This is a genomic window from Actinosynnema sp. NPDC053489 (genome assembly GCF_044544865.1).
In the GTDB taxonomy this organism is placed as follows: domain Bacteria; phylum Actinomycetota; class Actinomycetes; order Mycobacteriales; family Pseudonocardiaceae; genus Actinosynnema.
On sequence record NZ_JBITXT010000013.1, the window covers coordinates 197,269 to 222,842 of the forward strand.

At 67.4% G+C, this 25,574-nt stretch carries 24 protein-coding genes and 3 pseudogenes; 19 read left to right on the top strand and 8 right to left on the bottom strand.

The genetic code is table 11. From position 1 onward, the window contains the following. Window positions 1-22 precede the first annotated feature (22 nt). Window positions 23-481: a hypothetical protein gene (locus ACIGNX_RS27510; RefSeq protein ID WP_396543608.1), complete on the bottom strand. Its 459-nt coding sequence runs from the start codon at window positions 479-481 to the stop codon at window positions 23-25. A gap of 910 nt (window positions 482-1,391) precedes the next feature. Between ACIGNX_RS27510 and ACIGNX_RS27515 the strand changes: the two are divergent. The 3 genes and pseudogenes from ACIGNX_RS27515 to ACIGNX_RS27525 form a co-directional block, all read left to right on the top strand. Further along, window positions 1,392-1,958 (top strand): annotated as a pseudogene (locus ACIGNX_RS27515) (trehalase-like domain-containing protein); the annotation flags it as partial. A gap of 181 nt (window positions 1,959-2,139) precedes the next feature. Continuing rightward, window positions 2,140-2,349: a hypothetical protein gene (locus tag ACIGNX_RS27520; protein WP_396543665.1), complete on the top strand. Its 210-nt coding sequence runs from the start codon at window positions 2,140-2,142 to the stop codon at window positions 2,347-2,349. Window positions 2,350-3,224: 875 nt separating this feature from the next. Further along, window positions 3,225-5,693: an ATP-binding protein gene (locus tag ACIGNX_RS27525; RefSeq protein ID WP_396543610.1), complete on the top strand. Its 2,469-nt coding sequence runs from the start codon at window positions 3,225-3,227 to the stop codon at window positions 5,691-5,693. A gap of 22 nt (window positions 5,694-5,715) precedes the next feature. Here ACIGNX_RS27525 and ACIGNX_RS27530 read toward each other — a convergent pair. Then, window positions 5,716-5,967: pseudogene (locus ACIGNX_RS27530) on the bottom strand (IS630 family transposase); the annotation flags it as partial. A 150-nt stretch (window positions 5,968-6,117) separates the two neighbouring features. Here ACIGNX_RS27530 and ACIGNX_RS27535 point away from each other — a divergent pair. From ACIGNX_RS27535 to ACIGNX_RS27545, 3 genes are all read left to right on the top strand, one after another. Beyond that, a complete protein-coding gene (locus tag ACIGNX_RS27535) occupies window positions 6,118-8,079 on the top strand; it encodes a tetratricopeptide repeat protein (protein ID WP_396543612.1) in 1,962 nt (653 codons plus the stop codon). A gap of 566 nt (window positions 8,080-8,645) precedes the next feature. Beyond that, on the top strand, window positions 8,646-8,867 hold the full coding sequence (locus tag ACIGNX_RS27540) for a hypothetical protein (protein ID WP_396543614.1): 222 nt from the start codon (window positions 8,646-8,648) through the stop codon (window positions 8,865-8,867). Window positions 8,868-9,509: 642 nt separating this feature from the next. Further along, a complete protein-coding gene (locus ACIGNX_RS27545; protein ID WP_396543616.1) occupies window positions 9,510-9,992 on the top strand; it encodes an integrase core domain-containing protein in 483 nt (160 codons plus the stop codon). 40 nt (window positions 9,993-10,032) lie between these two features. Here the strand turns inward: ACIGNX_RS27545 and ACIGNX_RS27550 are convergent. Beyond that, window positions 10,033-10,566 (bottom strand): annotated as a pseudogene (locus ACIGNX_RS27550) (helix-turn-helix domain-containing protein); the annotation flags it as partial. Window positions 10,567-10,707: 141 nt separating this feature from the next. Here ACIGNX_RS27550 and ACIGNX_RS27555 point away from each other — a divergent pair. Continuing rightward, on the top strand, window positions 10,708-10,932 hold the full coding sequence (locus ACIGNX_RS27555) for a hypothetical protein (protein ID WP_396543618.1): 225 nt from the start codon (window positions 10,708-10,710) through the stop codon (window positions 10,930-10,932). A gap of 120 nt (window positions 10,933-11,052) precedes the next feature. Beyond that, window positions 11,053-11,334 (top strand): hypothetical protein, encoded by a 282-nt coding sequence (locus tag ACIGNX_RS27560; protein WP_396543620.1) that lies wholly within the window; start codon window positions 11,053-11,055, stop codon window positions 11,332-11,334. A 66-nt stretch (window positions 11,335-11,400) separates the two neighbouring features. On the opposite strand, the gene ACIGNX_RS27565 is transcribed toward ACIGNX_RS27560, so the two are convergent. Beyond that, the gene (locus tag ACIGNX_RS27565) at window positions 11,401-11,550 is read right to left on the bottom strand and encodes a hypothetical protein (RefSeq protein ID WP_396543621.1); all 150 of its coding nucleotides are present in this window, start codon (window positions 11,548-11,550) and stop codon (window positions 11,401-11,403) included. A gap of 34 nt (window positions 11,551-11,584) precedes the next feature. On the opposite strand from ACIGNX_RS27565, the gene ACIGNX_RS27570 reads away from it, so the two are divergent. The 4 genes from ACIGNX_RS27570 to ACIGNX_RS27585 all read left to right on the top strand — a co-directional run bounded on the left by ACIGNX_RS27570 (window position 11,585) and on the right by ACIGNX_RS27585 (window position 15,573). Further along, window positions 11,585-12,052, top strand: a complete 468-nt coding sequence (locus ACIGNX_RS27570; RefSeq protein ID WP_396543623.1) for a hypothetical protein — start codon at window positions 11,585-11,587, stop codon at window positions 12,050-12,052. Window positions 12,053-12,294: 242 nt separating this feature from the next. Further along, window positions 12,295-13,365: an integrase core domain-containing protein gene (locus ACIGNX_RS27575; RefSeq protein WP_396543625.1), complete on the top strand. Its 1,071-nt coding sequence runs from the start codon at window positions 12,295-12,297 to the stop codon at window positions 13,363-13,365. Between the two features lie 104 nt (window positions 13,366-13,469). Then, on the top strand, window positions 13,470-14,552 hold the full coding sequence (locus ACIGNX_RS27580) for an endonuclease/exonuclease/phosphatase family protein (protein WP_396543626.1): 1,083 nt from the start codon (window positions 13,470-13,472) through the stop codon (window positions 14,550-14,552). Window positions 14,553-14,631: 79 nt separating this feature from the next. Continuing rightward, entirely contained in the window at window positions 14,632-15,573 is a 942-nt protein-coding gene (locus tag ACIGNX_RS27585; protein WP_396543628.1) for a hypothetical protein, read from the top strand. Between the two features lie 934 nt (window positions 15,574-16,507). On the opposite strand, the gene ACIGNX_RS27590 is transcribed toward ACIGNX_RS27585, so the two are convergent. The 4 genes from ACIGNX_RS27590 to ACIGNX_RS27605 form a co-directional block, all read right to left on the bottom strand. Continuing rightward, window positions 16,508-16,792 (bottom strand): hypothetical protein, encoded by a 285-nt coding sequence (locus tag ACIGNX_RS27590; RefSeq protein ID WP_396543629.1) that lies wholly within the window; start codon window positions 16,790-16,792, stop codon window positions 16,508-16,510. Window positions 16,793-17,096: 304 nt separating this feature from the next. Further along, entirely contained in the window at window positions 17,097-18,200 is a 1,104-nt protein-coding gene (locus ACIGNX_RS27595) for an MrcB family domain-containing protein (RefSeq protein WP_396543631.1), read from the bottom strand. 152 nt (window positions 18,201-18,352) lie between these two features. After that, entirely contained in the window at window positions 18,353-19,012 is a 660-nt protein-coding gene (locus tag ACIGNX_RS27600; protein ID WP_396543633.1) for a YdcF family protein, read from the bottom strand. 23 nt (window positions 19,013-19,035) lie between these two features. Further along, on the bottom strand, window positions 19,036-19,800 hold the full coding sequence (locus ACIGNX_RS27605) for a GntR family transcriptional regulator (protein ID WP_396543634.1): 765 nt from the start codon (window positions 19,798-19,800) through the stop codon (window positions 19,036-19,038). Between the two features lie 187 nt (window positions 19,801-19,987). On the opposite strand from ACIGNX_RS27605, the gene ACIGNX_RS27610 reads away from it, so the two are divergent. The 7 genes from ACIGNX_RS27610 to ACIGNX_RS27640 are packed head-to-tail and all read left to right on the top strand — an operon-like array spanning window position 19,988 to window position 25,440. Further along, window positions 19,988-20,233, top strand: coding sequence for a hypothetical protein (locus ACIGNX_RS27610; protein ID WP_396543635.1), 246 nt, complete (start codon window positions 19,988-19,990; stop codon window positions 20,231-20,233). After that, entirely contained in the window at window positions 20,233-20,682 is a 450-nt protein-coding gene (locus tag ACIGNX_RS27615) for an RRQRL motif-containing zinc-binding protein (protein ID WP_396543636.1), read from the top strand. Before ACIGNX_RS27610 ends, ACIGNX_RS27615 begins: the two co-directional genes overlap by 1 nt. Continuing rightward, on the top strand, window positions 20,682-21,794 hold the full coding sequence (locus ACIGNX_RS27620; RefSeq protein WP_396543638.1) for a hypothetical protein: 1,113 nt from the start codon (window positions 20,682-20,684) through the stop codon (window positions 21,792-21,794). The genes ACIGNX_RS27615 and ACIGNX_RS27620 overlap by 1 nt, the downstream gene beginning before the upstream one ends. Continuing rightward, window positions 21,784-22,050 carry a hypothetical protein gene (locus ACIGNX_RS27625; RefSeq protein WP_396543639.1) on the top strand — a complete coding sequence of 89 codons (267 nt, stop codon included), beginning with the start codon at window positions 21,784-21,786 and terminating at the stop codon, window positions 22,048-22,050. Before ACIGNX_RS27620 ends, ACIGNX_RS27625 begins: the two co-directional genes overlap by 11 nt. After that, the gene (locus tag ACIGNX_RS27630; protein WP_396543641.1) at window positions 22,047-22,358 is read left to right on the top strand and encodes a hypothetical protein; all 312 of its coding nucleotides are present in this window, start codon (window positions 22,047-22,049) and stop codon (window positions 22,356-22,358) included. The genes ACIGNX_RS27625 and ACIGNX_RS27630 overlap by 4 nt, the downstream gene beginning before the upstream one ends. Further along, a complete protein-coding gene (locus ACIGNX_RS27635) occupies window positions 22,355-23,206 on the top strand; it encodes an ABC transporter permease (protein ID WP_396543643.1) in 852 nt (283 codons plus the stop codon). The genes ACIGNX_RS27630 and ACIGNX_RS27635 overlap by 4 nt, the downstream gene beginning before the upstream one ends. Beyond that, window positions 23,203-25,440, top strand: a complete 2,238-nt coding sequence (locus ACIGNX_RS27640; protein ID WP_396543644.1) for a cell division protein FtsK — start codon at window positions 23,203-23,205, stop codon at window positions 25,438-25,440. The genes ACIGNX_RS27635 and ACIGNX_RS27640 overlap by 4 nt, the downstream gene beginning before the upstream one ends. Window positions 25,441-25,574: the final 134 nt, after the last annotated feature.

A 25,574-nucleotide genomic window follows, 5' to 3' on the forward strand; every position in this document is an offset into this window, starting at 1 on the left:
CAACACCACCTCTTAGGCGGAACTACAGCTCGACGCGCTCCGCACCCTCACGCAGTTGCTTCAAGCCTTCCTGCACGTCGCTGCTTGCTAGCAGATCCCGGTCCTCCATCGCCCACCGCAGGTGCCGGAAGAACTCGACGTTGTCCTTGCCAGCCTTGCGCAAGTCCTGCACCAAATGCAGCACTTCGTGCAGGTGCACCGCATCGACGTGCAGAACCCGGCTCCACTGAACCTTGACCTCGTGCAGCATCCCCAGCCGAGCCCACTTACGCACAGTCGGTGTGGAGATGTTGAGCAGCTCGGCCGCAACACTCGCCCGAACAGGGGGGAGCGTGCCCAGGAACGACTTCGCTACCGCACGTAGCCTTGTCTGGTCCTCCTCAGCAGGAAGACCGGAGGCAACATCCTCGATCTCCTCGACAGCGTCGAACGTCGTGGCGACCTGCTCGCGCTGACGCTCCACGACGGCAGTGATGCCCATCGCGCACCTCCTCGATCCACCTGTACCTTTTCGATTCTACGTGCCCAAATCGGAAGGGTACAGTGTGATGGTGGCCAAAGCGACGGATTCACCAGGTTGGCGCAGGTACACGCCTCGTGCAGCCTGCTGTGGCTCCGTCGCGTAGCCGACATGCAGGCTGACGTTGGCCAGCTGTGCCTCGACAGTGATGTTTCGGCACTCGGTCGGGTGCGTCGGCCAGCGCGATCATGATCCAGTAGGTCCGCGGCGACTGCGCTGCGCTACAGACTGAGCGGCGATCAGTGCACATCGAGGACGCGCCGAGCACTCCTCAAGCTCGATGGCCGCTCTCCATTGGCATGCAGACTGCACGAGCGATCCCTGCCATCATGACCAGGCGTTGAACTACCGCAGGGACGCTGACGCGCGATGCGCAGCGCGGCGGTCTCAACACCGCCCTGTGGGGTGTCAGAACTCTGCACTGGCATGCTGAGCTGCGACGATCGCGCACGCTGGACCTCCAGGGCACGATCGTGAGGTGTGGCGTTACGACTGCTCTACCTGATCTTCGTCCGAGTCGGTGACTGGCTGGTTCTGCTCAGCCAGTCCTCCGCGGCCAAGGACGTGGAGCTGCTGGTACTGCGGCACCACGTCACCATACTGCGTCGGACCAACCCCGCCCACGCCTGGAGTGGGCTGACCTGCCGAACTCGCCGCATTGGTGCACCGACTCCCCCGACGGCCGCGCGAGCACCGGTTGGTGGCACCGGACACCATCCTGCGATGGCACCGACGCCTGGTCGTCGACGATGTGGACCTTGTGTCTGCCGATAACTCCATCCATGCAGGTTGAAGCCGTACATAGCGTGAGGGACCGAGGTGCTCGTGAGTGCGACTGCAGGCCCACAGCGTCCTCGGCTGACGCGGCATGATGACCAACTGTGCTGCTCCGACTGGCCTACCCCGGTGTGACCAACACGTTCGCGTTGCTGCGCCTGCTGCCCATGAGCGACCGGGACAAGGACACAGAGATCCTGGCGCTGCGCCACCAGATCGTAGTCCTGGAACGCCAACCCAGAGACGCCCGCCCACGGTTCTCCCCCCGCCGACCCGGCCTTCCTCGCGGCACTGCCGCACCGACTCCCGATGCAAGCGCTTCGTCGGCTCCGACTACTGGTACGCCCGGAAACGGTGCTCCGATGGCACCGAGACTTCCTCGCCCACCGCCACGCAGCCAAATCCCGCCCCAAACGGCCCGGCCGACCACGGACCATCCGCTCGATCCGCCTCCTGGGGCTACGCCTGGCACGAGAGAATCCGACCCGGGGCTACCGCCGCACCCTCTGCCACCCGAAAAGTCATCGTCACAGGTCACTGGCGTGAGCTGGGTTACGGGGTGACCACGAGAGAGCTGGTGCGGTTGCTGCGTGAGTGCGAGGGCCTGCGCATCGTGGGCGCCTCGGAGCCGATAGTGCTGCGTTCGCCGGGCGTGGACTGGCAGATCACCTCCGACGGCCAGCAGGAGACCGCCACCGCGGTGGTCCACCCGCGCGAGGACGCGGCGATCCCGCCGGGGTCCGCGCTGCGGCACCGACGACCTGTCCGAGGCCACCCTGGGCGAGCCGGAGCGGCGCGTCCGCGCCGGTGCGTTCTACTCGGATTGGCCAGCTACGCTCAAGTTGCCTGCGGTCGAGCTGGTGCTGCTCTCCGCACTCCCCCTCAAGGACTTGGCGCACCACGACACCGACGTGATCATGGTCGTCGCCACCACCTCGCTACCCGAGGAACTGGGCGGCATCCGCAACTGGGACTACCGGTACCGCTGGCTGCGCGACGCCGCGCTGCACCCTCGACTGTCTGCAAGAAGCACCTCGAACGGCAACATCTGAGCAAAGCGATAGAGTCATACAGCATACCGCGAGTCGCCTTCAGCCCAGCTTGAAGAGGCGACCACTTGACCAACCGATATGTTGCGGACTCCTCCCCCAGAATTGCCCAAATCATGACCTGACCTGCGAAAACACTAAATCAGCAGGTGACGACGGTGCAGTTGAATGCACTTCATTGAGGTTCACTCCGGTTCATTCTCCTTGAATCCTCCCAATCACCTCCCATCTTCCTCCCAGCGCGGGCTTGTGTCGACCGGAGCAGTCGTCGAACACATGTGCGTTCGTCAAGTGACCAGACTCCACCGGGATTGAGCACTTCGGCGATACGACCATGCCCGTCGCGCCGCCCGCAGATGGAGTGACCACACCGTCCCGGCCCCGCGGCACCGGGGTACACGCTGCGCAACCCGCCTGCCGCACTCACCCGTGGACTTGACGACCGCTTCCCGCACCTGGCGGGCACCAGCCTGACGAGATGGCCGCCCGAACCACCCCACCGGAGCACCGGGATGCGTTCCGGCAGCCACCCCACCAGAACGCGGCCTACCGAGTGGCCTGGGCTGGCGACGTCCTGTCCGACCGCGACGACGCAGCGACGGATCAACTGTCCCCGCACCCGCCGTCCGACCGGCGCAACAGCGCCGCCGCCTACGACGACGGTCTGGCGACATTCTCAACAAATACCGCCATGCCGCCTAACCTTCGCGGAGGACATATTCGGCAAGCACAACGTCACGGAGCACATCGCCGACGTTTGGGTAACCGCGGTGGGCAGTGGCCGGTACGGGTGGTCGACGTGAGCGGCCCCGCCGACCTCCTGTCGGCGATGAGCCTGCTCGCGCGACGCCCACGAGCGGGGAGCACAAGAGCGGGTTGTGGCCGAGGTCTACCGGTTCCTGCGGGACGTCCCACCCACCGACGCCTACCCGAGCACAATCCTGGAACGGGCCATCGGCCTTGCCTGCCTGGGCGACTGGGCCCCGCTGCTCGACGCGCTGCGCGACGGCGACGACTGCGGCGCTGCGGCAGCCCACAACGCAGTGACCCTCATACAATTAGCTCAGGTGGGTGAATCCGTTGGCGTTACCTCAATGGTCGACGGCGCGAATGCCACGCTGGTGTCTCCGCTCGCGGAGACGATAGGAGGTGTGTCGGTGGTGGTATCCGAACCGGAATATTCCACCCCCGAAAGTATCGCCGTGGGCAAGTACGAGGACGTGCCGCGGGTGCGCAACGCGGTGTCCGGGCCTGTTGGTGGTGTGGCGCAGGCTGGCGTCGTGCACGGTGACGTGAACCTCAGTCTTCTGTCATCACCGCCCGTGTCGGTGGTACCACGTCAGCTGCCCGCCGCGCGGGAGTTGTTCACCGGCCGCGTCACGGAGTTGGACGAGTTGGACCGCATCCTGGCCGCTGCCGACTCGAGTGTCGGTATGTCGGCGACGGCAGTGATCTCGGCGATCGGCGGGGCCGGAGGGGTCGGCAAGACCTGGCTGGCTCTCGCATGGGCGCACCGGCACGTTGAGCGGTTCCCCGACGGACAACTGTTCATCGACTTGCGTGGCTTCAGCCCTATGGACGAGCCGGTGGCACCAGCGGAAGCGCTGCGCGGATTCCTCACCTCTCTGGGAGCAGACCGCAAAGACCTGCCCACCGACTTGGGTGCCCTGGCAGGGCTGTACCGCAGCTTGGTCACCGACAAGCGGATGCTGGTCGTGTTGGACAACGCGGCCACCACTGAGCAGGTTGTGCCACTGCTGCCCGGTACGGGCTCGTGCACCGTGTTGGTGACCAGCCGTCATCGGCTCACCGGGCTGGTCGTCAACCATGGAGCGCGCCCCGTGTCCTTGGGCGTCCTGAGCGATGTCGAGGCCCACGCCCTGCTGACCGCCTCGCTGGGCGTCGAGCGCATCGTGGGTGAAGAACACGCGGTGGCCACTCTCATCCGGTTGTGCGGCGGATTTCCCCTGGCGTTGGGGGTGATCGCCGCCCGTGCCCGCATTCGGCCACATCAACCCCTGGACGAGCTTGCGGCTGAGCTGCGTGAATTCGGTCTGGATGCGTTGGATGACGACGATCCCGCCGCGAGCCTGCCCGCGGTGCTGTCCTGGTCGCTGCGCCATCTGACCTCCGAACAGAGTGTGGTGTTCGGGTTGCTGGGTATCGCACCCGGATCGGACCTCAGCCTGCCGGCCGCGGTGAGCCTTACGGGCCTTTCCCCCGCGCGTACCCGCAAGGTTCTGCACGCTCTGGAAAACGCCTCATTGATCAACCGCAACGCTGGAGGCCGTTGTACAATGCACGACCTCATCCGGAGTTACGCAGCGACCACTGCCCACCACGATCTGGCCGAATCAGTGAGGACGGCGTCACTGCGCCGATTGCTCGACTACTACCTGCACTGCGCGGACCTGGCCGACGGGCAGCTGCCCGTGGCGCGGGGCAACAGCGTGCGGGTGGCGCCCGAGCACCAGCCCGCCGAGGTGCCGAAGCTGACCGGCTCGGCCGAGGCGGTGGCCTGGCTGGAGGCCGAGCAGGTCAACGTCATCGCCGCCGCCGAGCTGGCCGCCGAGGGCGCGGACCGGGCATGGCTGGTGCACGCGTGGCAGCTGCCCTACACGCTGTCGCGGTTCTTCTGGCTGCGGGCCGACCGGTCGACGTGGCTGCGCACCACCGAGACCGCGCTGAAGGCCGCCACCGAGCTGGGCGACCCCGAGGCGAAGTTCGTGATGCTGTTCAACTCCGGGATCGCGCTGGCGCAGTTCGGGCGGGTGGACGAGTCGCTGGCCCGGCACCGAGAGGCGCTGGAGGTGGCGCGCGCGTCGGGTGACGCGAACGCGCAGGCGCGGGCGCTGACCACGGTCGCGGACATGCTCCAGGGCCTAGGCCGGGTGGACGAGTCGGAGGCGTCCTACCGGGAGGCGCTGGAGGTCAGCCGGCTGGCGGGGTCGCGGTGGGCCGAGGCGAACGCGCACCACAACCTCGGGCTGCTGCACCTGGCCACGCGGCGCTACGGCGAGGCGGAGACGTGGCTGAGCACAGCCGTGGACATGTACCGCGAGGTGGGCGAGCAGTGCGGCGAGTCGACCTGCCACGCGGACCTGGCCATGCTCCAACTGGAGCTCGGGGAGCACGAGGGGGCGGTGACGTCGGCGCGCACGGCGCTGTCGGTCGCCTCGGCGGCGGCCAGCCCGTACCACCTGGCGGTCGCGCACGACCGGCTGGCGATCGTGCTCAAGCGGCAGGGGCTATCGGACGCGGTGGCGCACTGGCAGCGGGCGCTGGCGCTGTTCACCGGTCTCAACGCGCCGGAGGCGGACCAGGTGCGAGCCCGGCTAGTGCGTTGACCGCTTAGGTTCGCCGGGTTGGTCAGGCCGCTTGAGGTCGTGGTCGGCCCCAGCGTTGGTGGCGTTCGCTGCGGATGCGTGCTCGTTCGCGGCGTTGGGCGTCGAGGACGTCGGGGTGGCGGGCGTTGGCGTTGCGCCAGCGCAGGTGTTGCTGGAGCCGTCTGGCCCGAACGGTGTGGTTGGGGTGGTTCGAGTTGGCGATGACGAAGGTGCGCAGCGGTCCGAACTGTGGCTCGATCGGGTTGGCCCAGGAGGCGTAGGTCGGCGTCAGGCAACGAGCTCAGTTCAAGTCATGCCAACCCCGTTGCGGCACAACGGACTCTCCTTCTTCCGCTCCCTCCTGCTCCACCACTTGATGCTCTCGCAGGTGCCGAACGCCTGTTTTCGGCCTTCGGGGATGGGGTTGTGCGGTACAACGGACCTCGTGCACAACGAGCTGACCGGGGACGTGCACGGGTTCGTGCTGCAGGCTGCGGATGTCCACCTGCAGGTGCCTGCGGTGACTGCGTTGGCGGGGTTGCCGCCGGTGGACGCGGGGTTCACCGGCCGGACGGCCGACCTGGCGCTGGTCGCCGAGGCGTTGCGCTCCGCGCAGCCGGTCGTGGTGTCCACCGTCATGGGCCTGGCGGGCGTCGGCAAGACCACGCTTGCGATCAGGGCGGCGCACGACGCCGTCAAGGCGGGCCTGTTCCCGGGTGGTGTGCTGTTCATCGACCTGCAGGGCTACTCGACCGGAACGCGGGTCGAGCCGCGGGCAGCCCTGGCGGTCTTCCTGCACGCGCTGGGCGTGCCGGCCGGGCAGGTGCCGGCGGAGCAGGCGGCCCGGGAGGCGCTCTACCGCACCCGGCTGGCCGAGCGCACCGCGCCGGTGCTGGTAATGCTGGACAACGCGTCCTCGGCGGACCAGGTCAGGCCGCTGCTGCCGCCCGGTGCGGCCCATCGGGTGTTGGTGACGAGCAGGCACACCCTGGGCGGGTTGCAGGGTGCGCGGAGGATTCCGCTCGACGTGCTCCCTGAGGCCGAGGCGGTGGCGATGCTGGACAACGTCCTGAGAGCCTCCGACCCTGCCGACGGGCGGATCAGTGCCGATGGCGAAGCGGCACGGGAGATCACCGCGTTGTGCGGGCGGCTGCCGTTGGCGTTGGGCATCGTTGCCGCGCTGCTGTCCGACGACCCGGAGCTGCCGCTCGCCGGGATGGCCGTGTCACTGCGCGAGGCGAAGACGAGGCTCGGCGAGCTGACGTATCAGGGTGATCTCGCCGTGCGCGCGGCGTTTGACCTGTCCTACGCCCGGCTGGGGACCGCCGAAGCGCGTCTGTTCCGGTTGTTGCCGCTCAACTCGGGCAGGCAGGTGAGCACGGAGGCGGCCGCCGCGCTGGCCGACCTGCCGCCGCACGAGGCCGGGAAGCTGCTCGGCGGCCTGCGTCGCGCTCATGTGATCGAATCGGGCGAGCCGCACGGTTGGTTCCGCTTCCACGACCTGCTGCGGCTCTATGCCGAGGAACGCGCCAGGACGGACGAACCGGAGAGCGGCGTCCACGCCGCGACTCTCCGCTTGATCGACTTCTACACCGAAGCGACCGAACTGGCGCAGCGGCGGCGCCCGTCGCTGGAGACCCGCGGCGAGGCCTACGCGTGGCTGGCGGTTGAGCGGACCAACCTGGTCGGCGCCATTTCGCTCGCCCACCGGCAGGGCCACCACGACCGGGTGCTGCGGCTGGCGTTCGCGATGGGCACCTTCCTGTTCTACCGCCGCCGCCACGCCGAAGACGGGCTCGCCTCCTACGAACTGGCCCTCGACTCCGCCGTGCGCCTGAACGACCGGCTCGCCCAGACCAAGGCGTTGCGAGGTCTCGGCCGCATTCACCGGGAGATGAGAGACCACACCGCCGCGCGGGAGCGGTTCGACGCCGCCCTGACCCTCAGCCTGGCCCTGGGCGACCACCGGGGCCAGGCACGCGCGTTGCACAACCTGGGATCGCTGGCCCGACGAGAGCACGACTTCCACACCGCGTCACAGCACTACGATCGCGCGCTGACGGCCTACCGGGCAGCCGGCGACCGCATCGGCGAAGCCCAGATCCGCTTCAGCATGGGCGTTCTGGCTCGCAGCCGGGAAGACTTCGAGCAGGCAGCCGCCTACTACCGGGCAACCATCGAGATCTGCCGGCAGATCGACCTGCACGCTCTGGAAGGGCGTTCCCACAAACGACTCGCGCTGATGGCGGAAGACCTCGGCGATCCCCACACCGCATACGACCACCTGCAACGCGCCTACGCCGCCTACAAGACAGGCAAAGAGCACCGCCGAGCCGAAAACATTCTTCATCTCCTAGACAAAGTCCGCCCTCCTGATAAGCAAACCATTGCCGACAAGGAACCCTGACCGGAACTCGGCCCATGCCTGCGGAGCGGTCTACCCCTTACAGCGACATGCCGATCCGCCGCCTCGCGATCTCGCGCGCATGGGAGGTAATTTCTCACCCGCCAGGACGGACAGCCGGCGATCGACCTCAACCTGTGCATGCGGAGGTGACCCGTCGCCGCGGCCAGCGAATTTGAATGCTCAACAGGCAGCTAGCAACTTCACGTACAGCAGCATAGCTACGGCCTCGGCGGCCACATTGACGACTCAACTCGATTTGCGCGACGAAGCTAAGACAGTCTAAGCGCAGGCCAGAATTACCGTGTTGTCTTTCGCCCCATAGATTCAATTGAACCGCCTGATGTGCACCAAGTGGCCGGTACTCGCCGGAAGTCAGGACTGCATGGTGTCGGCGTCGCGGTTCACCCGGACATATTGAGGTTGTCTCAGCGAAATGCACCGTGGGTGAGCGACGTGTAGAAACCGAGTAGGTGCTGACCTGCGGAAAGGCGTAAGCCTCTGGTAGGAACAGGTCTGCGAAGATCTTGTCCCGGACACCAGAGGCTCACGTGATTCCCTATTCTGCCATGCTCGACGTCCCTCGCCCTGTCGTGGAGTTTCTCGCCCGGCTGTTGGCCGCTGCTCATCGCCGCTCGGTCGGCACGCCGTCGGACAGCCGCGTGTTGGGGCCGTTCCGTCAGGCCGTGCTGGTCGTGCGCTGGTTCCACGACCGCGGCCGGGTCCACAGCCTTGCCTTCGACGCCGCGATATCACAGGCCACCGTGTGGGGTGCCAGAACTCTGCACTGAGGCGCTGAGCTGCGGTAATCGCGCAGAAGTAGCTGTAGGAGCATGATCGTGGAGCGTGGCCCTACGACTGCTCTATCTGATCTGCGTCCGGCTCGTCGGCTGGCTGATTCTGCTCGGTCGATCATCGGCGGCCAAGGACATGGAGTTGCTGGTGCTGCAGCACGAGGTCGCCGTGCTGCGTCGGGTCAGTCCGCCCGGAGTTGGACTGGGCCGATCGCGCGGTGCTCGCCGCGTTGGTGCGACGCCTACCCGGCTGGTTACGGCAGCACCGGTTGGTGACGTCGGGTACCGTCCTGTGGTGGCACCGGCGTCTGGTCGCGAAGAAGTGGACCTACCCGAACCGCACCGGCCGCCCTCCGATCGACGCCGCCATCGTGGCGATGATCGAACGGATGGCCCAGGAGAACACCGGGTGGGGCTACCGCCGGATCCAGGGTGAGCTGCTCAAGCTCGGACACCGGGTAGCCGCTGCAACGGTTCGCCGTGTGCTCAAGCGCCTGCGCGTACCGCCCGCACCCCAGCGCGACACCGACACCTCCTGGCGACGGTTTCTGCACGCGCATACCGCGAGCATGTTGGCCTGCGACTTCTTCCACGTCGACTGCGCCGTCACCCTCAAGCGCGTCCACGTGTTCTTCGTTAGTGGAGGTCGCCACGCGTTACGTGCACATCCTCGGCACCACCACGAACCCGGACGGCCCCTGGACCACCCAACAAGCCCGCAACCTACTCATGGACCTCGGCAACCGGGCCGACGACTTCCGGTTCCTGATCCGCGACCGGGCCGGCCAGTTCACCGCCTCGTTCGACGCGGTCTTCTCCGGTGCAGGCATCCAGGTCGTGAAGACCCCACCACGGTGCCCGCAAGCCAACGCTTACGCCGAACGGTTCGGCGGCACCGTCAGACGCGAAACCACCGACCGACTGCTCATCTTCAACGAACACCACCTGCGAGCGGTACTCGACCGCTACGTCTCCCACTACAACCACCGTCGACCACACCAGGCCCTACAACTCGTACCACCGCGACCAGACCGGCCGATCGCAGAGCCGGGCTACACCTCGATACGTCGCCGACCAGTCCTTGGCGGCCTGATCAACGAGTACGAACCCGCAGCCGCCTAACCGCAGGTCAGAGCATATGGCCGACTTCTGGCAGCCCAAAGGCGTTCTTGGCGCGTTCGACCTGTTTGGCCTGCTCACTGCCCCGGCCGTGGATCCGCCAGCCGCCGCCGTCGGGGATCACGCCGACCTTCTTCACATCCAGGTGCACCATGTGACCGGGCCACCGGGCGACAATCCGGCGGGGTGCGCGGTTGTTGGCACCGGTCGGGTCGAGGAACCGGCGGTGGTTGAGACCGAGGTGGGCCAGGTGCCGGCCGACGGTGCGCACCGACACGGCCGTGCCCTCGGCGGCGAGTTCCAGCGCGATGCGGCGGGCCGACCACTTGCGCTCCCGGCGCAGCCGCTCGATCCGGACAACTACCTCGGCCGGCGTGGCGGTGGGCTGCCGGCGCGGGGCGCTGGGACGGTCGGCCAGTCCGGCCTCGCCGAAACGGCGATAGCGGTTGACCCACTTGGAAGCGCACTGCCGGGAGATACCCATCTCGACCGCGACGTGGGCGATCGGACGGGTCTTGCAGCGCTGGACCAGGCGGTGGCGGCCTTCAACGGGCAGCGGAGCGTTACGGTGGAGCACGGACGGGTCTTTCTGCTCGGCGGATGTGTTGGTCGCACTTCCATCCTGCCGCCGAAAGACCCGTCCCCCGTCTCAGGCCCTACCAGCCGTCACCAACGTCATGACCCGCAACAACTAGGGCTGAGAGATACGATCCGAGGCGTGACAGACGAGCGGTGGCGACATGCTGATCGCCACCATGCGGACGAGCGCCTCGCCGCCCCGCAAAGGCGTCGGGTTTTCGTCGTCTACGTCTTCGTGCTGGTGCTGGTTGCGGGGGTGCTGGCCCTGTGGAGCGAAGGCGCTTCAGTCGCGAAGCGCGAGCTGCGTCGCCTCCAGCTCCGCGATGACCCTCTGATCGACAGCCTCTGCGTTCTGCGCGCGTAGGCCGACCCGTCCTCGTCAACCGTTGTTGACGGAGGGCGGGGTTGAGCCGTGCGCCGCCGACGAGGGCGCTGTGACGGCATGGTCAACCCTGGTCTCCGAGCCCATCGGGAGGACCAGGCGATGAGCGCCTATCTGAACCTGTTGATCGACTTCACCCTCCGGCTCACCGATCCTGCGGTCTCGACCGACAAGTCGAGCGCGCCGGAGGTGTTGGCCCACCCGGTGATCATGAAGGTGTTCACTGCCTTCATCGCGTGCCTGCTGGGCTTGGCGGTGGCTGTGGTAGCTGGGGTCCTGACGAAGCCCTCCCAGGGGCTGCGCGTGGCCATAGTGGCCGCTGCCGGCGCGTTCGCGGGGACTGTAGTGCTCTGCCTTATGTTGTTCGGCTACGTGCTGTCGTAGCGTGGCAGCGCTGCTTGGTGGTCGGACCGGAGCGGTGGGCCGGACGGGCCCGGCCCACCACTCCGGCTAGGTGTTGCTGTCGGTGATGCTCGGCATGCCGAGGTTGATCGCGCCGGCGGGTTGACGGTCGCGTGCCCGGTCGAGGCCGACCAGCTTGCGGGCGGCTTCGTTGAGGCTGACCTGAAGGCCTTGGACTTCGCCGAGCCAGCCGTTCATCCGGGCCTCCTCGATTCGGTCGCGCAGGTTGGCGATGATCTCGAAGGGCCTGGTTGCCGATCTCGGTGCCAGCGGACAGGTCGCCGTCGGCGAGCAGGTAGGTGGCCAGCCAGGCGAGGTTGAACGCGCGTTGGCGGCCGTGGTCGGCGGGTGTATCGGCCAGGGTCCGGTTGAGGCGGGTGATCGCCTCCTCGCGGTGCCGGGCGTCGCCGAGGCCGAGCTGGCTGTGGACGCGGGCGACGGCGGTATTGAGAGCGACCTGGTCGAAGAACCGGGTGAACTCCGGGTGCTGGTCGTCGTGGACGGCGTGGGCGAACTCGTCCTCGGCGCGGCGCAGGGCGGTGAGGGCCTGGCGGCGGTCGGCGAGGTGGGCGTAGGCGACGGCTTCGTTGGCCAGCAGGAACGCGACCGCGAGGGAGGAGCGGGAGTCCTGGGCGGTGATCTGGCCGAGCTGGAAGAACTTCAGCGTTGTACCTGCCGAGAACTCCATCCACGCAGGTAGAGGGCGTGCGAAGCCCAAGAGCTCGAAGCGCTCACAGCACGGCTGTCATCCGCCACGGCATCGACCAGCACGGCATGATGACCGGCTGTGCTGCTCCGACTGGCCTACCTCGGCGTGACCAACGCCTTCGCGCTGCTGCGCCTGCTGCCCATGAGCGACCGTGTGGGGTGCCAGAACTCTGCACTGAGGTGCCGACCTGCGGCGATCGCGCACCATGGGCTGTAGGAGCATGATCGCGAGGCGTGGCGCTACGACTGCTATACCTGGTCTTCATCCGGGTCGTCGGCTGGTTGGTTCTCCTTGGCCGGTCATCAGCGGCCAAGGACGTGGAGCTGCTGGTGCTACGGCACGAAGTCGCCGTACTGCGCCGCACCAACCCCCGCCCGCGGCTGGAGTGGGCCGATCGCGCGGTGCTCGCCGCGTTGGTGCGCCGACTCCCCCGACTGCTGCGCGAGCACCGATTGGTGACGCCAGGCACTCTTCTTCGATGGCACCGGCGCCTGGTCGCGAAGAAGTGGACCTATCCCCACCGCACGGGCCGCCCGCCTGTCGACGACATCATCGTGACGTTGATCGAGCGTATGGGCCGAGAGAACGCCGGCTGGGGCTACCGCCGGATCCAGGGCGAGCTGCTCAAGCTCGGCCACCGGGTAGCCGCGTCAACGGTTCGCCGCGTGCTCAAGCGCCTGCGCATCCCGCCCGTGCCCCGGCGGGACACCGACACCTCCTGGCGACGGTTCCTGCGCGCGCAAGCCGCGAGCCTGATGGCCTGCGATTTCTTCCACGTCGACTGTGCGCTGACGCTCAAGCGGGTCTACGTGTTCTTCGTGATCGAGGTCGCCACCCGCTACGTCCACATCCTCGGTACCACCACCCACCCCGACAGGGCATGGACCACCCAACAAGCCCGCAACCTGATCATGGACCTGGGTGACCGAGCAGACGACTTCCGATTCCTCATCCGAGACCGGGCCAGCCAGTTCACCACCTCGTTCGACGCGATCCTCTTCGATGCGGGCATCCAGGTTGTGAAGACCCCACCCCGGTGTCCACGAGCCAACGCCCACGCCGAACGGTTCGTCGGAACAGTCAGGAGAGAAGTCACCGACCGCCTGCTCATCCTCAACGAACACCACCTGAGGACGGTGCTGAACCGCTACGCGACCCACTACAACCACCGACGACCCCACAGAGCACTGCAACTCGCACCACCACGACCAGACCCGCCGATCGCAGAGCAGGGCTACACCTCGATACGCCGCCGACCAGTCCTCGGCGGCCTGATCAACGACTACGAACCTGCAGCAGCGTAACCACAGGCCAGGTCATACAGCCGACTTCTGGCACCCCACACGCCCGCGAGCACGATCCCAACCCCGAACGCCTCATCCTCACCAGCGCGATCACGCCCGGCGCGGTGCCCGACGACATCGACGTCGGCGACCGGCTCTCCACCGCCCGCGGTGTCCTGGACTACCGCTACGGCGCCTACGAGATCCCCGCCACCGCACCGATGACCCGCACCCCCGCCGGACTCGAACGCCAGACCGCCACCCCCGCGGGCGAGGGGGAGCTGTCGGTGGCCACGTTCAACGTGGAGAACCTCTCCGCCGTCTCCCCCGCCGGCAAGGTCGCCGAACTGGCCCGCACCATCCACACCAACCTCGCCTCCCCGGGCATCGTCATCGTCGAGGAGATCCAGGACGACGACGGACCCGCCGACACCGGCACCGCCACCGCCGCCCACACCTGGCAGACCCTGATCGACGCCATCGTCGCCGCGGGCGGTCCCCGCTACGACCACCGGCAGATCGACCCGCTCGACGGCGCCGACGGCGGCGCTCCCGGCGGCAACATCCGCGTCGGGTTCTTGTTCCGCACCGACATCGGCCTGTCCTTCGTCGACCGGCCCGGCGGCGACGCCACCACCCCGGTTCACGTCACCCCCGACGGCAGCCTGAGCATCAGCCCCGGACGCATCGACCCCGACCACCCCGCATTCATCCACACCCGCAAGTCACTGGCCGGCGAGTTCGACTTCCGCGGCACCCGGCTGATCGTCGTGGCCAACCACCTCAGCTCACAGCGTGGCGACGACCCCATCTTCGGCCGCCACCAACCGGCCCGCACGCCCAGCCGTGTCCAACGCGGCGAGCAGACCGCAGTTCTGGCCGGCTTCGCCCGCGACCTGCTCGCCCGCGACCCGGACGCCCGGCTGCTGCTGGCCGGCGACTTCAACGACACCGAGTACTCGCCACCGGTGCGCACCCTGACCGACCTCGGGCTGCTGGACCTGCCCACCACCCTGCCCGAACACGAGCGCTACACCTACATCTACCAGGGCAACGGCCAGGTCATCGACCACATCCTGCTCAGCCCGCGCTTGACCCACACCGGCCACAACTACGACATCGTCCACGTCAACTCCGAGTTCCACGACCAGGTCAGCGACCACGACCCCCAGATCGTCCGACTCCACCTTCACCCACACACCCGGTAGGAGCTGTCGCCGTCGACGGGAAACCCGGTCCCCACCGCCCCAGACGACCACCCCGTCACCGAGAAGGGCGGAACCCCGCATGGCCGACGAACTCGTCATCCCCACCACCGGCACCCGCGTCCCACCACTGCCCCGCGCCAGGATGAACCCCGACGTCGAAGCTGCCTACGACCTCAGCATCACCACCTGGGGCATCCCCAGCAACCTCTTCCGCACCATGGCCCACCACCCCACCCTGGCCATCACCGAAGTCCCCTACGCCAACTCGATCATCTTCGACACCGGCGAGCTCACCGACATCCCCAACCCCGACACCACCCGAGGCGGCACCGTCCGCTACCCCACCTCGGGCTTCCTCGACCGCGTCACCAAAGAACTCGTCATCAACACCGTCAGCCTGCTCAACCGCAGCCGCTACTCCATGACCCACCACACCGTCATCGGCTACAACACCCTCTCCGAACACCTCCCACACCCCGACCCCGACACCCGCGCCCAACAGGCCGAAGCCATGCTCCTACACCTGGTCGACGACCACGGCAACCCCACCTTCGACCACCCCGAAGCCCCGCCCTACACCGACCTGCACCTGGCCTGCCTCCGACTCGCCGCCGCCACCCAGGCCCACCCCCACGCCATCACCGACGACCATATCCGCCACACCCACCAGGTCCTGCTCGACCACGCACCCGCCGCCATCACCGCACACGGCCTCGACCAGTACCCCGACACCGACACACCCGCCTACCACAACGCCTACGCCACCGGCATGCTCGTCGAACTCACCTGGCTCACCGTCCACTTCAGCGGCCTGCTCAACGTCTGGTTCACCGTCCTACACACCTACGACGAAGCCGACGTCACCGAAGACGAGATCGACTTCATCACCGTCTACAACACCACCGTCCCCGCCAGCATCCGCCGTCGCAACAACAGCCTTCTCGGCGCATCCGGCTGGGGAGACACTCCGAACACAGATCCGGAGTCCGCACCGCCTCGGACGGTCGTGACCGCTGGGTAGCCGATGACGACCCATCCGTAGACATGAGTCGGCTGTTCACCATCGGACCCGTCCCGGCCACCGGTGCTGTCACAGGGGACGCGTGTGGTCGACCGACAGCGTTCACACAGGTCCTGGCCGGGGACTGTAAGACGAGCTCGTTTGACAGACCCGGACACGACCGCCGACGGGACGAACCGCCGCGTGACCCGCAACGACGACTGCTCAAGTGGCACGGATCGCGGCACAGCGGGCGACTGTCACGATCCGCCACACAGCCGGATGTCCCGTCGGAATGCCGCCCGTGACGGCCACCGCGCGCAGAACACCCCCGCAGCCCCGCCGGGCACCACCCGTGCTCACCGATAGCGGCGTGCGCGCTCCGCAAGATCACAGACCGGGATCACCCGGACAACACCACCATGCACGTCGACCACGACCAGGAAGAACACCCGAACGGAGGACACGATTCGCTTTAGCCAACGCGACCCCATTTCGTCCCGCGCAACCCGATCCTCCCAAAATCCTCCCAAACAGCGTGTTACCGGCCAGTAGAGACCATTGTGGACAGTCAAATCAAGATCGACGCGAGCACACGAAAAAGCCCGCCGACCTGGGCTTTCATCCAGATCGAGCGGGCTTCTTCAGACCGTCGGGACGACAGGATTTGAACCTGCGACCCCTTGACCCCCAGGCACTTCTCAGGGCCGATAGTCCAGCCTGGACAGTCAGTGGGACCTGCATCGATTGTCCCGCAACGTCCACAGGCGTCCGGCCCCGTGTTGCTAGGTTGTCACTCAGTTAGTCACTCGGACGCCCGCACGTAGCGTCCATTATGGACAACTCCTGAGCGGCACGTAGCGGGTCCACGGGCACTTCAACAAAGGCTGTCGCGCGCGAGCGCGGCTACGGCCAACTCCGGGCGCAGTGAGCGCCGCTCTCCGGCCTGTCAGCCCTACTCGGGCCGCTTGCCTCGCAACAGCTCCAAGATGGCGTCCAGCTTCGACCCGTGCTCCACTTGGGCGTTCGCGATCTCGGCAAGCCGGTTACCCTGCCGCTTCTGCGTGGCCTCGATCGTGGCCAGCATCTCGTAGATCGACTGAACGTCGTTGTCGAGCTGCCGCACCTTGCGCTCAAGCTCCGCCGGAGTCGTCATAGCGGGCAAGCCTAGCCGTCCGCGGGCGGACAAGGGCAGGCTGTAGCCGAAGGGTGGACCAATACCCTGCGACAGCACCGCCACCCCTTCCCCTCCTCCCCAGAAGCGTAACTGCCGTAACTGCCGTAACCATGCAGGTCAGACGGTTACGGATAGCCGCCCGCGTCCGTAACTGGTTACGGATGACCAGGGCGGTTACGGTGACCACGAGCCATCCGTAACCGCCTGACCAGCGAGGTTACGGCAGTTACGGCAGTTACGGACATCCGGAAGGGGTGGACCCGGTCACCAGACCAACCCCCCTCGGTTACAGCCGTCTTCCTGCCCCGACCAGGCAACGGCTTCATACTGTGGTGATGACCGGTGATCGTTGCGGCGGTCGGAGCGGTTACTCGCCAACGACGTACCGATAGGTCACAGGCGTGAGCTTTGACGGCAAGACCTGCCACGGGTGCACCACATGGAGCTCACCACCGGACGCCGATGGCGGGGTAGCGGTGCGGTCGAGCGTGATCTGACTGACGACCACCAGCATGTTGTTGGGGTACTCACGCTCATGAAGATCTACTTCGTTCTTGGTCAAGATAATCTCTGAAGTACTGCTCCACATGGAGGTAGTGCCCTTGACCTCCACGAAAAGATGCTGCTCTCCGCGTAATGCATCGAGATCGTAGGACTGGGTTGCCCCGACATCGGTGACCGTGAACCCTTCTGTGGTGAGGTAACGCATGGCGACCGTGACCGCTTGGCGTTCGATCGCTGTACGTTCTACCGAGGTAAGGCGAAGTCCCTGCCCTTTTCGGGTTTTACCGGCCGACCGTTCAGCCGTAACGAGCGCATCAACCACCTCTGGAGACAGGTCGCCAGGGAGATCGATTGCTTGCTCGGCCAGTTGATAAAGATGACCGAGAACGGACGCGAGAAACTGCAGATCTCCCGCGAGGACCTTTTCATTCGGCAATCTATCTAGCGCATACTCGAACGCCATCACATTTCCTGCTTCGTAAGCAGGTCCAAGCGGAGATTTGCGAGCCTCGAGACTGATTTGCTCCACCAAGTCGACTCGGCTTTGCAAGAGAGGTGATAGAGCTTTATAGGCCCACCGGGCACGCTGGCGAAGCTCCGCTACAGGCCGAGCATGGAGGTCTCCCTTCTCCCAACGAGTAGTGCCCTGGTTCAATGACAAGTAGACACGGTCCCCTTGAGCACCGAAAAGGTAAACAATATACCAACCCACGGTCGCAGAACGCGATCGACTGGCCGAGTACACGCGAGCCCAAGGAATCTCATTCTTCAGCCCTGTACCATCGCGCGCTTCTACCCGCCAGTCGTCAATCTCTTCTGGCGCGTTTTCAACGATCGACGGTAACCGTTCTCGTAGCCATCCCACCACCTCACGCCGAACCAAAAGACCCCGTTCCTGCATAGCAGGAGTGTTATCCGAACTCCAGTCAGGCTGAAGTGAAAGAATTTTTCGCAGAAGTTCGCGCATAGATACACCAGCACCCTTCAACTACTGCCGGAATTCCGACCTGGACTTGGCCGTTGCCGAGCGGCATAGGCGGAGCGGCGCGAGCGACCCGGCAGGGCAGCCTTGAACAAGAAACTCTGTACACGATTGCGCCAATCCCGCTTTACAACTGGTCAGCGAACGAGGCGGCTTGTATAGCCCGCTGCGACCAGGCGGCCATATGCGGCGTCGACTTCGACGGGCACCTCCTGAGGGATGGCGTATCCAGCCTCGGCGAACACCGTCATTCGTTGGGTGTCACCAACCATCATGCTGATCACGAAATCAGCGTCCCCAATCCCGGCAACGTACTCGTCCAACGGTGGGCGGTGGGATGTGCACACGATGTCAAGTTCCGGCCACAGCTTCTTGCACGTCGCGTACGAACGGCGTTCCTGATACGGACGAGCGATCAATACCGCCGATGCCACCTGAACGCCTTTATCCTCCAAGACCTTCCGACTGAGCGTGAAGTTCTCGGCCGTGTTCGTGGCCTCGGTCTCGATGAGGATCGCTTCATCCGGCACCCCGTGTTCCAGTGCGTATTCACGGTAGTGGACGGCCTCCCCCCGCGGGAAGCGCTTTACAGTGGTAGGGGCGTTCGCGCCAGTGAAGAGAAGCCCCGGCACGGTGCCTGCCTCGTACAACTCGACCGCCCGGACGGCTACGCCGATGTCGTGGCTACCAAGACCGATTGCGATGTCCGCCGGGCGCACCCGGTGCTTCATATCGTGGTAGTCCCACAACGTTAGGACATCGGCGCGGTGCTCGTCCGGGATTACAGTGGAAGGCACTGGTACCTAACCTTTCTCGGCGGTCAGTCGGGAAGCGGGAAGCTGTAGGACCACTCGAAGCGGCTTGCCGCGTGGACACCACGTGCGAACTCGATTGGCACGCCGTCCTTGGTGAACGTCCTCCGCTTGAGGATCATCACCGGCTCGCCCGCCGGTAGATGCAGGGTGTCGATCTCCTCGGGTGTCGGCATCCGCGCATGGACGCTCTCCGTCATATGGTCCGGCTCCAGCCCTTGCAAGGTGAGCACGGCGAACCCCCCGCCCGGAGTGGCCGGACCTGGCTTCGGGTCGACTAGGGGCGTGCCTTCGACATGTTCGGGGTTGTAGTAGCTCGTGAGGGTGTGCGTGGGAGTGTCGCCGTCTTTCACCAGCCGCTCCCGTTCGTAAACCGGGACACCAGGCGCGAGGCCGAGTGCAGCGGCGATCTCCGCGTCAGCCTTGACCTTCGTGACCTTGTTCGTCTGATCCCCGGGCTTCCACGCGCGCCCGGACGCCTCCCGGTCTGCGGCGAACGCGACAAGGCCATACTTCCACTTGCTCTTGGCGTAGCGCTCAACGCCCAGACGCTTCATGGCAGGGCGCGATCGAACCACTGTGCCGCGCCGCCGAACCGAGTCGACCAACCCCTCCGCCTCAAGCACTGCGACAGCCTTGCGCACGGTGTTGATGTTGATGCCGTACTGCGTCGCGAGCTCGTCCTGCTTCGGCAGCGTGGTGCCCTCCGGGTAGTCGCCGCGTTGGATCGCCTCCCGTAGCACAGCCGCAAGCTCTCGGTACCCAGTCGTCACGCTCAGCTCCCTCGATCGGGTCAGATAACCCTATCTCTACCGTCTCTGACCTGCGAGGATACCACATAGAGCTATCTCTATTGACTCTCGGCACCACTCGTGCGCTAATAGAGATAGTTCTAACTGGGCGGCAGGCGGATCGGCAGACATGCCGAGTGCGCCTCGCCAGGCAGATGGGAGCGAGACGGTGGAAACCATCGACGGATCGACGTCGTTCAGCCCGGATGGGCTGACTGAAGATCTGATCGACGCGCTGATCACGGCAGTGGCGGACGAGCTGGCGGACCTGCCGCCCGCCTCTTCGGCGTTGCTGGACGGTTCGGCGCTCAAGCGGCGGGACCGGCGGGAGGAGCGGCGCACGCTGGGCGGCACGGTGCGCGTGCTGCGCACGTCCGTCCCGCAGTCCGGCCCGATGGGCAACGAGGCCGCGTGATGGCGGGCAAGACGTTCCCGTGGGTCAAAGTGGCGTCGGTGCCGTGGGCCGAGGGTCCGCAGTTCACGCGGGGCACGCACGACGGGTTGCCGTTGCTGTCCTACGGCTGCGCTCCGCGGGACAGGCTCGCCACCTACCGGCAGTTACGGGCGATGGGGTTGCGGCCGAACGGTCAGGACCCAGTGGCGGTGCTGTACGTGCGGCACAGCGGGTCGGGCAAGACGGTGTTCGCGTCGCTGTACCTGATCGAGCGGGCCGCGCCGGTCCGGCCGATGACCCCGGCGAAGTTCACCGCGTTGGCCAAGGCCAACCTCGCGCGCCGGATCTGCCGCAGCTGCGGCAAGGACCCGTTGTACGTGCTGCCGACCAGCACCCGCTTGTGCTGGCCGTGCTTCGAGGCCGAGACCGCCGAGGGCGGTACGGCCGAGGACTACGCGGAGGCCGCGTGATGAGCCTCCGATTCCACTCCCGCATCACCTCGGACCGGCGGCGGACTCCCGCCAAGAAGACACCGCCGGTCCTGGTCTCCAGCGCCCACGAGAGCAGGCAGGAGAGCATCAGCATGTCGGACGGGGAACCCCGGCACCACACCGACCACTCCGGCGGCGGAGCGATGAACGCCGCGACCACGGCGGACTTCACCGCCGCGAACTTCCCGACTCCGCACCTGGCGTTGCGTGGCACGGCCGACGAGACGGCGGTGCGCGCGTTCGCCGACGAGCAGGCCCGCGCGGCGCGGCAGGTGTACGCCCACGTCGCCCTCGGCCTGGTCGGGCTGACCGTCGGCGGGCGGGTGGCCGCGCTGAACGCCGCCTACGACGCGGTGGTGCGGTGGCGGCGGTCGGTGGCCGCGGTCGCCGACGACGCCCGCTACGACGCGTCGGGCCGTCCGGCAGTGGAGCGGTACTCGGTCACCCTGGAGCAGGGTGGGCCGAACTACGACCGGTTGGGCGTGGTCGGCCGGTTCCGGCGCGGCTCGCGCTGGGACGAGTCCACCCGCACGTTCGTCGGTGGTGAGGAGACCCCGGCCAGTCGGATCGTGGCCGTCTACGGTGACGCCGCGCTGCGCCGGTTCGCCGTCGAAGCGCCCCGCCTGGACCTCGTGCGCAACCGGGTGGCGCTGCCGGTCAGCGGTGGCGTCGTGTGGGGCAACGAGCTGGTCCGCGGTGAGGCCGCCGACTTGGTCGGTGCGCTGCTGGCCGCGCGGGTCACGGCCCGGCGCGGTGTCGCCGAGGTCGAGACCGGTGGTGCCCCGCTGTACACGATCACCGCCGACACCCAGTCCCGACGGACGCTGTTCGCCGAGGCCATGACCGTGCTGGCCACCGCCGAGCGCGGCGACTGGACGGCGTGGTGGAACGCCGCCTACCTGCTCTACCAGGCCCCGCAGTTCAAGAAGGGCAGCGACGCCTGCAACCGCGTGTTCCTGGTCGCGGTCGGCGCGGCCCTGCTGGGTGCACCGCCCGTGCTGCCGCACGACCTGGACCTGCGCTGCATGGTCCTGGGACAGACCACGGTCACCGCCACGCCGCTGCTGTGCGGGGTGTCCGATGCCCGCTGAGCTGATCACGGTCTACCCGTTGCCGTTCGCGCTGCTGGCGCTGGTCGCCCTGGTGGTGGCGGTGCTGTTGTGGCGGCTGGTCGTGTCGGCCGCGCTGACCGCGTGCGGTCTCTACACGCTGGCCGCGCACGGTGAGCACACCGCCGCCGTGCTGGCCGCGCTGGGCGTCCTGACCTGCGCCGCGCTCGTGCTGTTCCCGCCCGCTCGGGGCGTGCGTCGCCCGGTGCGGATGAGCCGGGTGGAGGTGGCCCGATGACCGCCGATCTGATGTCCAACCGGGCCGCGCTCGTGGCCACGGTCGAGGCCGTCAGCGCCCGCCGTCCCGGTGCCGACGTTGCGCCGTTGGCGCTGGCGGAGTTCTACGCGGCGGCGGCCGATGCCCTCTGGCTGCTGGTGTGGGACCTGCCCCGGGACTTCAACACCGCCGTGGCCGCCCGACTCGCGGAGTACTACGGCACAGCCGCACGTCTGCTGTGCCAACTGACCGCGGAACTGCCCCGCGACTACGACCCTGCCGTGGCCACTCTGCTAACCGAGTTCGTCCGGAACGGGGGCACCCGATGACCAGCGCGTACCCGACCCCGTTGGACACGCTGACCGACCAGGTCCGCGACCTGGCGACGGACCTGGGCCAGTGGCCCTCGCGCAACCAGGTGATGAAGCACTGCAAGGTCGGTGCGCCCAAGGCCACCGCGGCGTTGGACGCGCTCAAGGCCACCGGGTTCACACCGGAGCAGGCCACCGCGTCGACCGACCCCGCCACGGTCCGGCGGCTGCACGCGGTACCGGTCGAGTCCGACCAGCCCACCCGGCCCACGACGGAGCCCGCGCCCGCCGAGTCGGCCCCGATCGCGGACAGCGCGGTGCCCGAGGAGGATGCCGAGGTCACGCCGGTCGTGGACCCGATCCCCGCTCCGGCGGAGGTCGAGTCCGTTCCCACCGTCACGACGCCTGCGGGGCGTGGTGCGCGGGTGCGGTCGTGGCCGCTGCTGTTGTTGGCCGCGGGTGCGTTCGTGGCCATCTGGGGTGGCTGGGTCGGCTTGGGGGAGAAGGCCGGGTTCGGTGAGATCCGGCTGTTGCCCGGTATCGCGGACTCGTTCGTCATCAACTCCGCCATCACACTCCCGATCGGTGTGGAGGCGTACGCCGCGTACGCGCTGCGGGTGTGGCTGTCTGGCGCGACCAAGTCCGCCCGTGCCCGGTCGTTCGCCCGCTGGTCGGCGATCGGGTCGCTCGTGCTCGGTGCGCTCGGTCAGGTGGCCTACCACCTGATGCAGGCGTCCGGGATCGACGTGGCCCCGTGGTGGATCACCACGTTCGTCTCCGTGCTGCCCGTGGTCGTGCTCGGCTGCGGCGCGGCCCTCACCCACCTGCTCCACGACCAGGACGACGACGCGGAGGTGACCCGATGAGCATCACCACCACAACGGTCGGGACGCCCGACCCCGCCGACCGGCCCGACGAGACGCCTGCCAACGTCTACCGGCTGCCCACCGCCGACGCGTCCACCGCCGCAGCTGCGGCGGCACCGGGGGCAGCGGTCGAACCGGCGTCGGACGTGTTGGATGCGGAGTTGGTCGAGGACGACGACACGGCCGCCGACGCGCGGCCGGTGTTGGTCGACCAGCCCGGGAGCACCAGTGACGGTGACTGGGTGGCGCGGTTGCGGGAGACCGAGCGGCTGCCGATCGTCCCCGGTTACCTGCGGACGGTGTCGGAGGCCAAGCAGACGGCGGTGTGGGTGGGGCGGCACTACGCGCACGCCACCGGCTACCACGCGGTGCGGGTGCCGCTGTACCTGCTCAAGCTCGCCGCTCGGTCCCCGCACGGTGCGGTGCTGCTGCTGGCCGCGACCGGCCGGTGGGTCTCGGACCAGGAAGGGCGTCCGCTGCGGCGGGACATGGCGCTGCGGGGCGAGGCCGAGAAGTACCTCAAGCTCGTCGCGGAGCGCAACGCGCGGGTCCGGCTGCGCACGATCATGTTGCTGGTCGGGTCCACCCTGGGGGTGGTGCTGTTGATGGTGCTGCCCTCGGTGACGCCGGGGTGGGTCACCTGGGTCTGCGGCATGGTTGCGCTGGGCATTCTCGGCAAGCTCGGCACCCCGGCAGACAAGCCGCTGGCGGGGCGTGCGGTGATCGGGGCGCAGGCGGCGAAGCTCACCTCGGACGTGGTGGTGCGGGCGTTGTCGAGCCTGGGCATCGGCGGGATCACCAGTGCGGTCAGCAAGCACGGTGAGCGCGCCATCGGGTTCACCGCCCCGATCACCCGTGACGGACCCGGTTGGCGTGCGGACGTGGAGCTGCCGCCGGGTGTGACCGCGGCGGAGGTCATCGAGAAGCGGGACAAGCTCGCGTCCGGGCTCGGGCGTCCGCTCGGGTGCGTGTGGCCCGAGCACAACACCACCGGCCACCCCGGTCAGCTCGTGCTGTGGGTGGGTGACCGGGACATGTCCAAGGCCAGGCAGCCCGCGTGGCCGTTGGCCAAGGGTGCCGCGATCGACCTGTTCAAGCCCCAGCCGTTCGGCACCGACGTGCGCGGCCGGTGGGTCGAGATCGTGCTGATGTTCGTCGCCGGGATCGTCGGGGCGATCCCGCGTATGGGCAAGACGTTCACGCTGCGGGAACTGCTGCTCATCGCCGCGCTCGACCTGCGGTCGGAGCTGCACACCTACGACCTGAAGGGCACCGGTGACCTGTCGCCGCTGGCCCCGGTGTCGCACCGCTACCGGGCCGGTGACGACCCGGAAGACCTGGAGTACGCCCTGGCCGACCTGCGCGCGCTGCGGGAAGAGATGCGCCGCCGCACCAAGGTGATCCGGGAACTGCCCAAGGACCTGTGCCCCGAGAACAAGGTCACCTCGGAGTTGGCGTCCAAGCGGTCGCTGCGGCTGCACCCGATCGTGATCGGGGTGGACGAGTGCCAGGTGTGGTTCGAACACCCCGACCACGGCGCGGAGATCGAGGAGATTTGCACCGACCTGGTCAAGCGCGGACCGGCCACCGGCATCGTGCTCATCCTGGCCACCCAGCGGCCCGACTCGAAGTCCATCCCCACCCAGATCAGCGACAACGCCGTGCTGCGGTTCTGCCTCAAAGTCACCGGGCAGATGGCCAACGACATGGTGCTGGGCACCTCGTCCTACCGCAACGGTGAACGCGCCACCCAGTTCTCCTTCTCCGACAAGGGAATCGGGCTGCTCAAGGGCGTCACCGACGACACCACCACCGTCAAGGGCGTCTACATCGACGGCCCCGGAGCGGAGACCATCGCGGGCAGGGCGCGTGCCCTGCGCACCGCCGCCGGGCTGCTGACCGGCTACGCGGCGGGGCTGGACACCGAGGTCGAGCCGGGGGACGTGACGTCCACCCTGCTGGCCGACGTGGTCACCGCCATGGGCACGGCGGACAAGATGTGGTCAGAGTCCATTGTAGACAAGCTTGCCGACCTTCGGCCCGCCGTCTACGGGGCGTGGGCCGACCAGGACGGCAAGGGCAAGGCGACCGCGCTTGCCGCCGCGCTCAAGCCCTACGGCGTCGGCACCGGCCAGGTGTGGGGCACCGACGCCGTCACCGGCAAGGGTGCCAACCGGCGCGGCGTCGAACGCTCCGACGTCACCGCCGCCATCACGGAGCGCGACCGGAAGTAGTCGCCCGCGCGACCGGCGGACGGCGCTAGGTCTAGCACCGGACCCCGCTAGACCTAGCGCCCCCGCTAGCACCCCCAAACATCGCTGATCAGCGCCCTAGCACCTAGCGGCGTTGGTTCCACGCACCCGAAAAC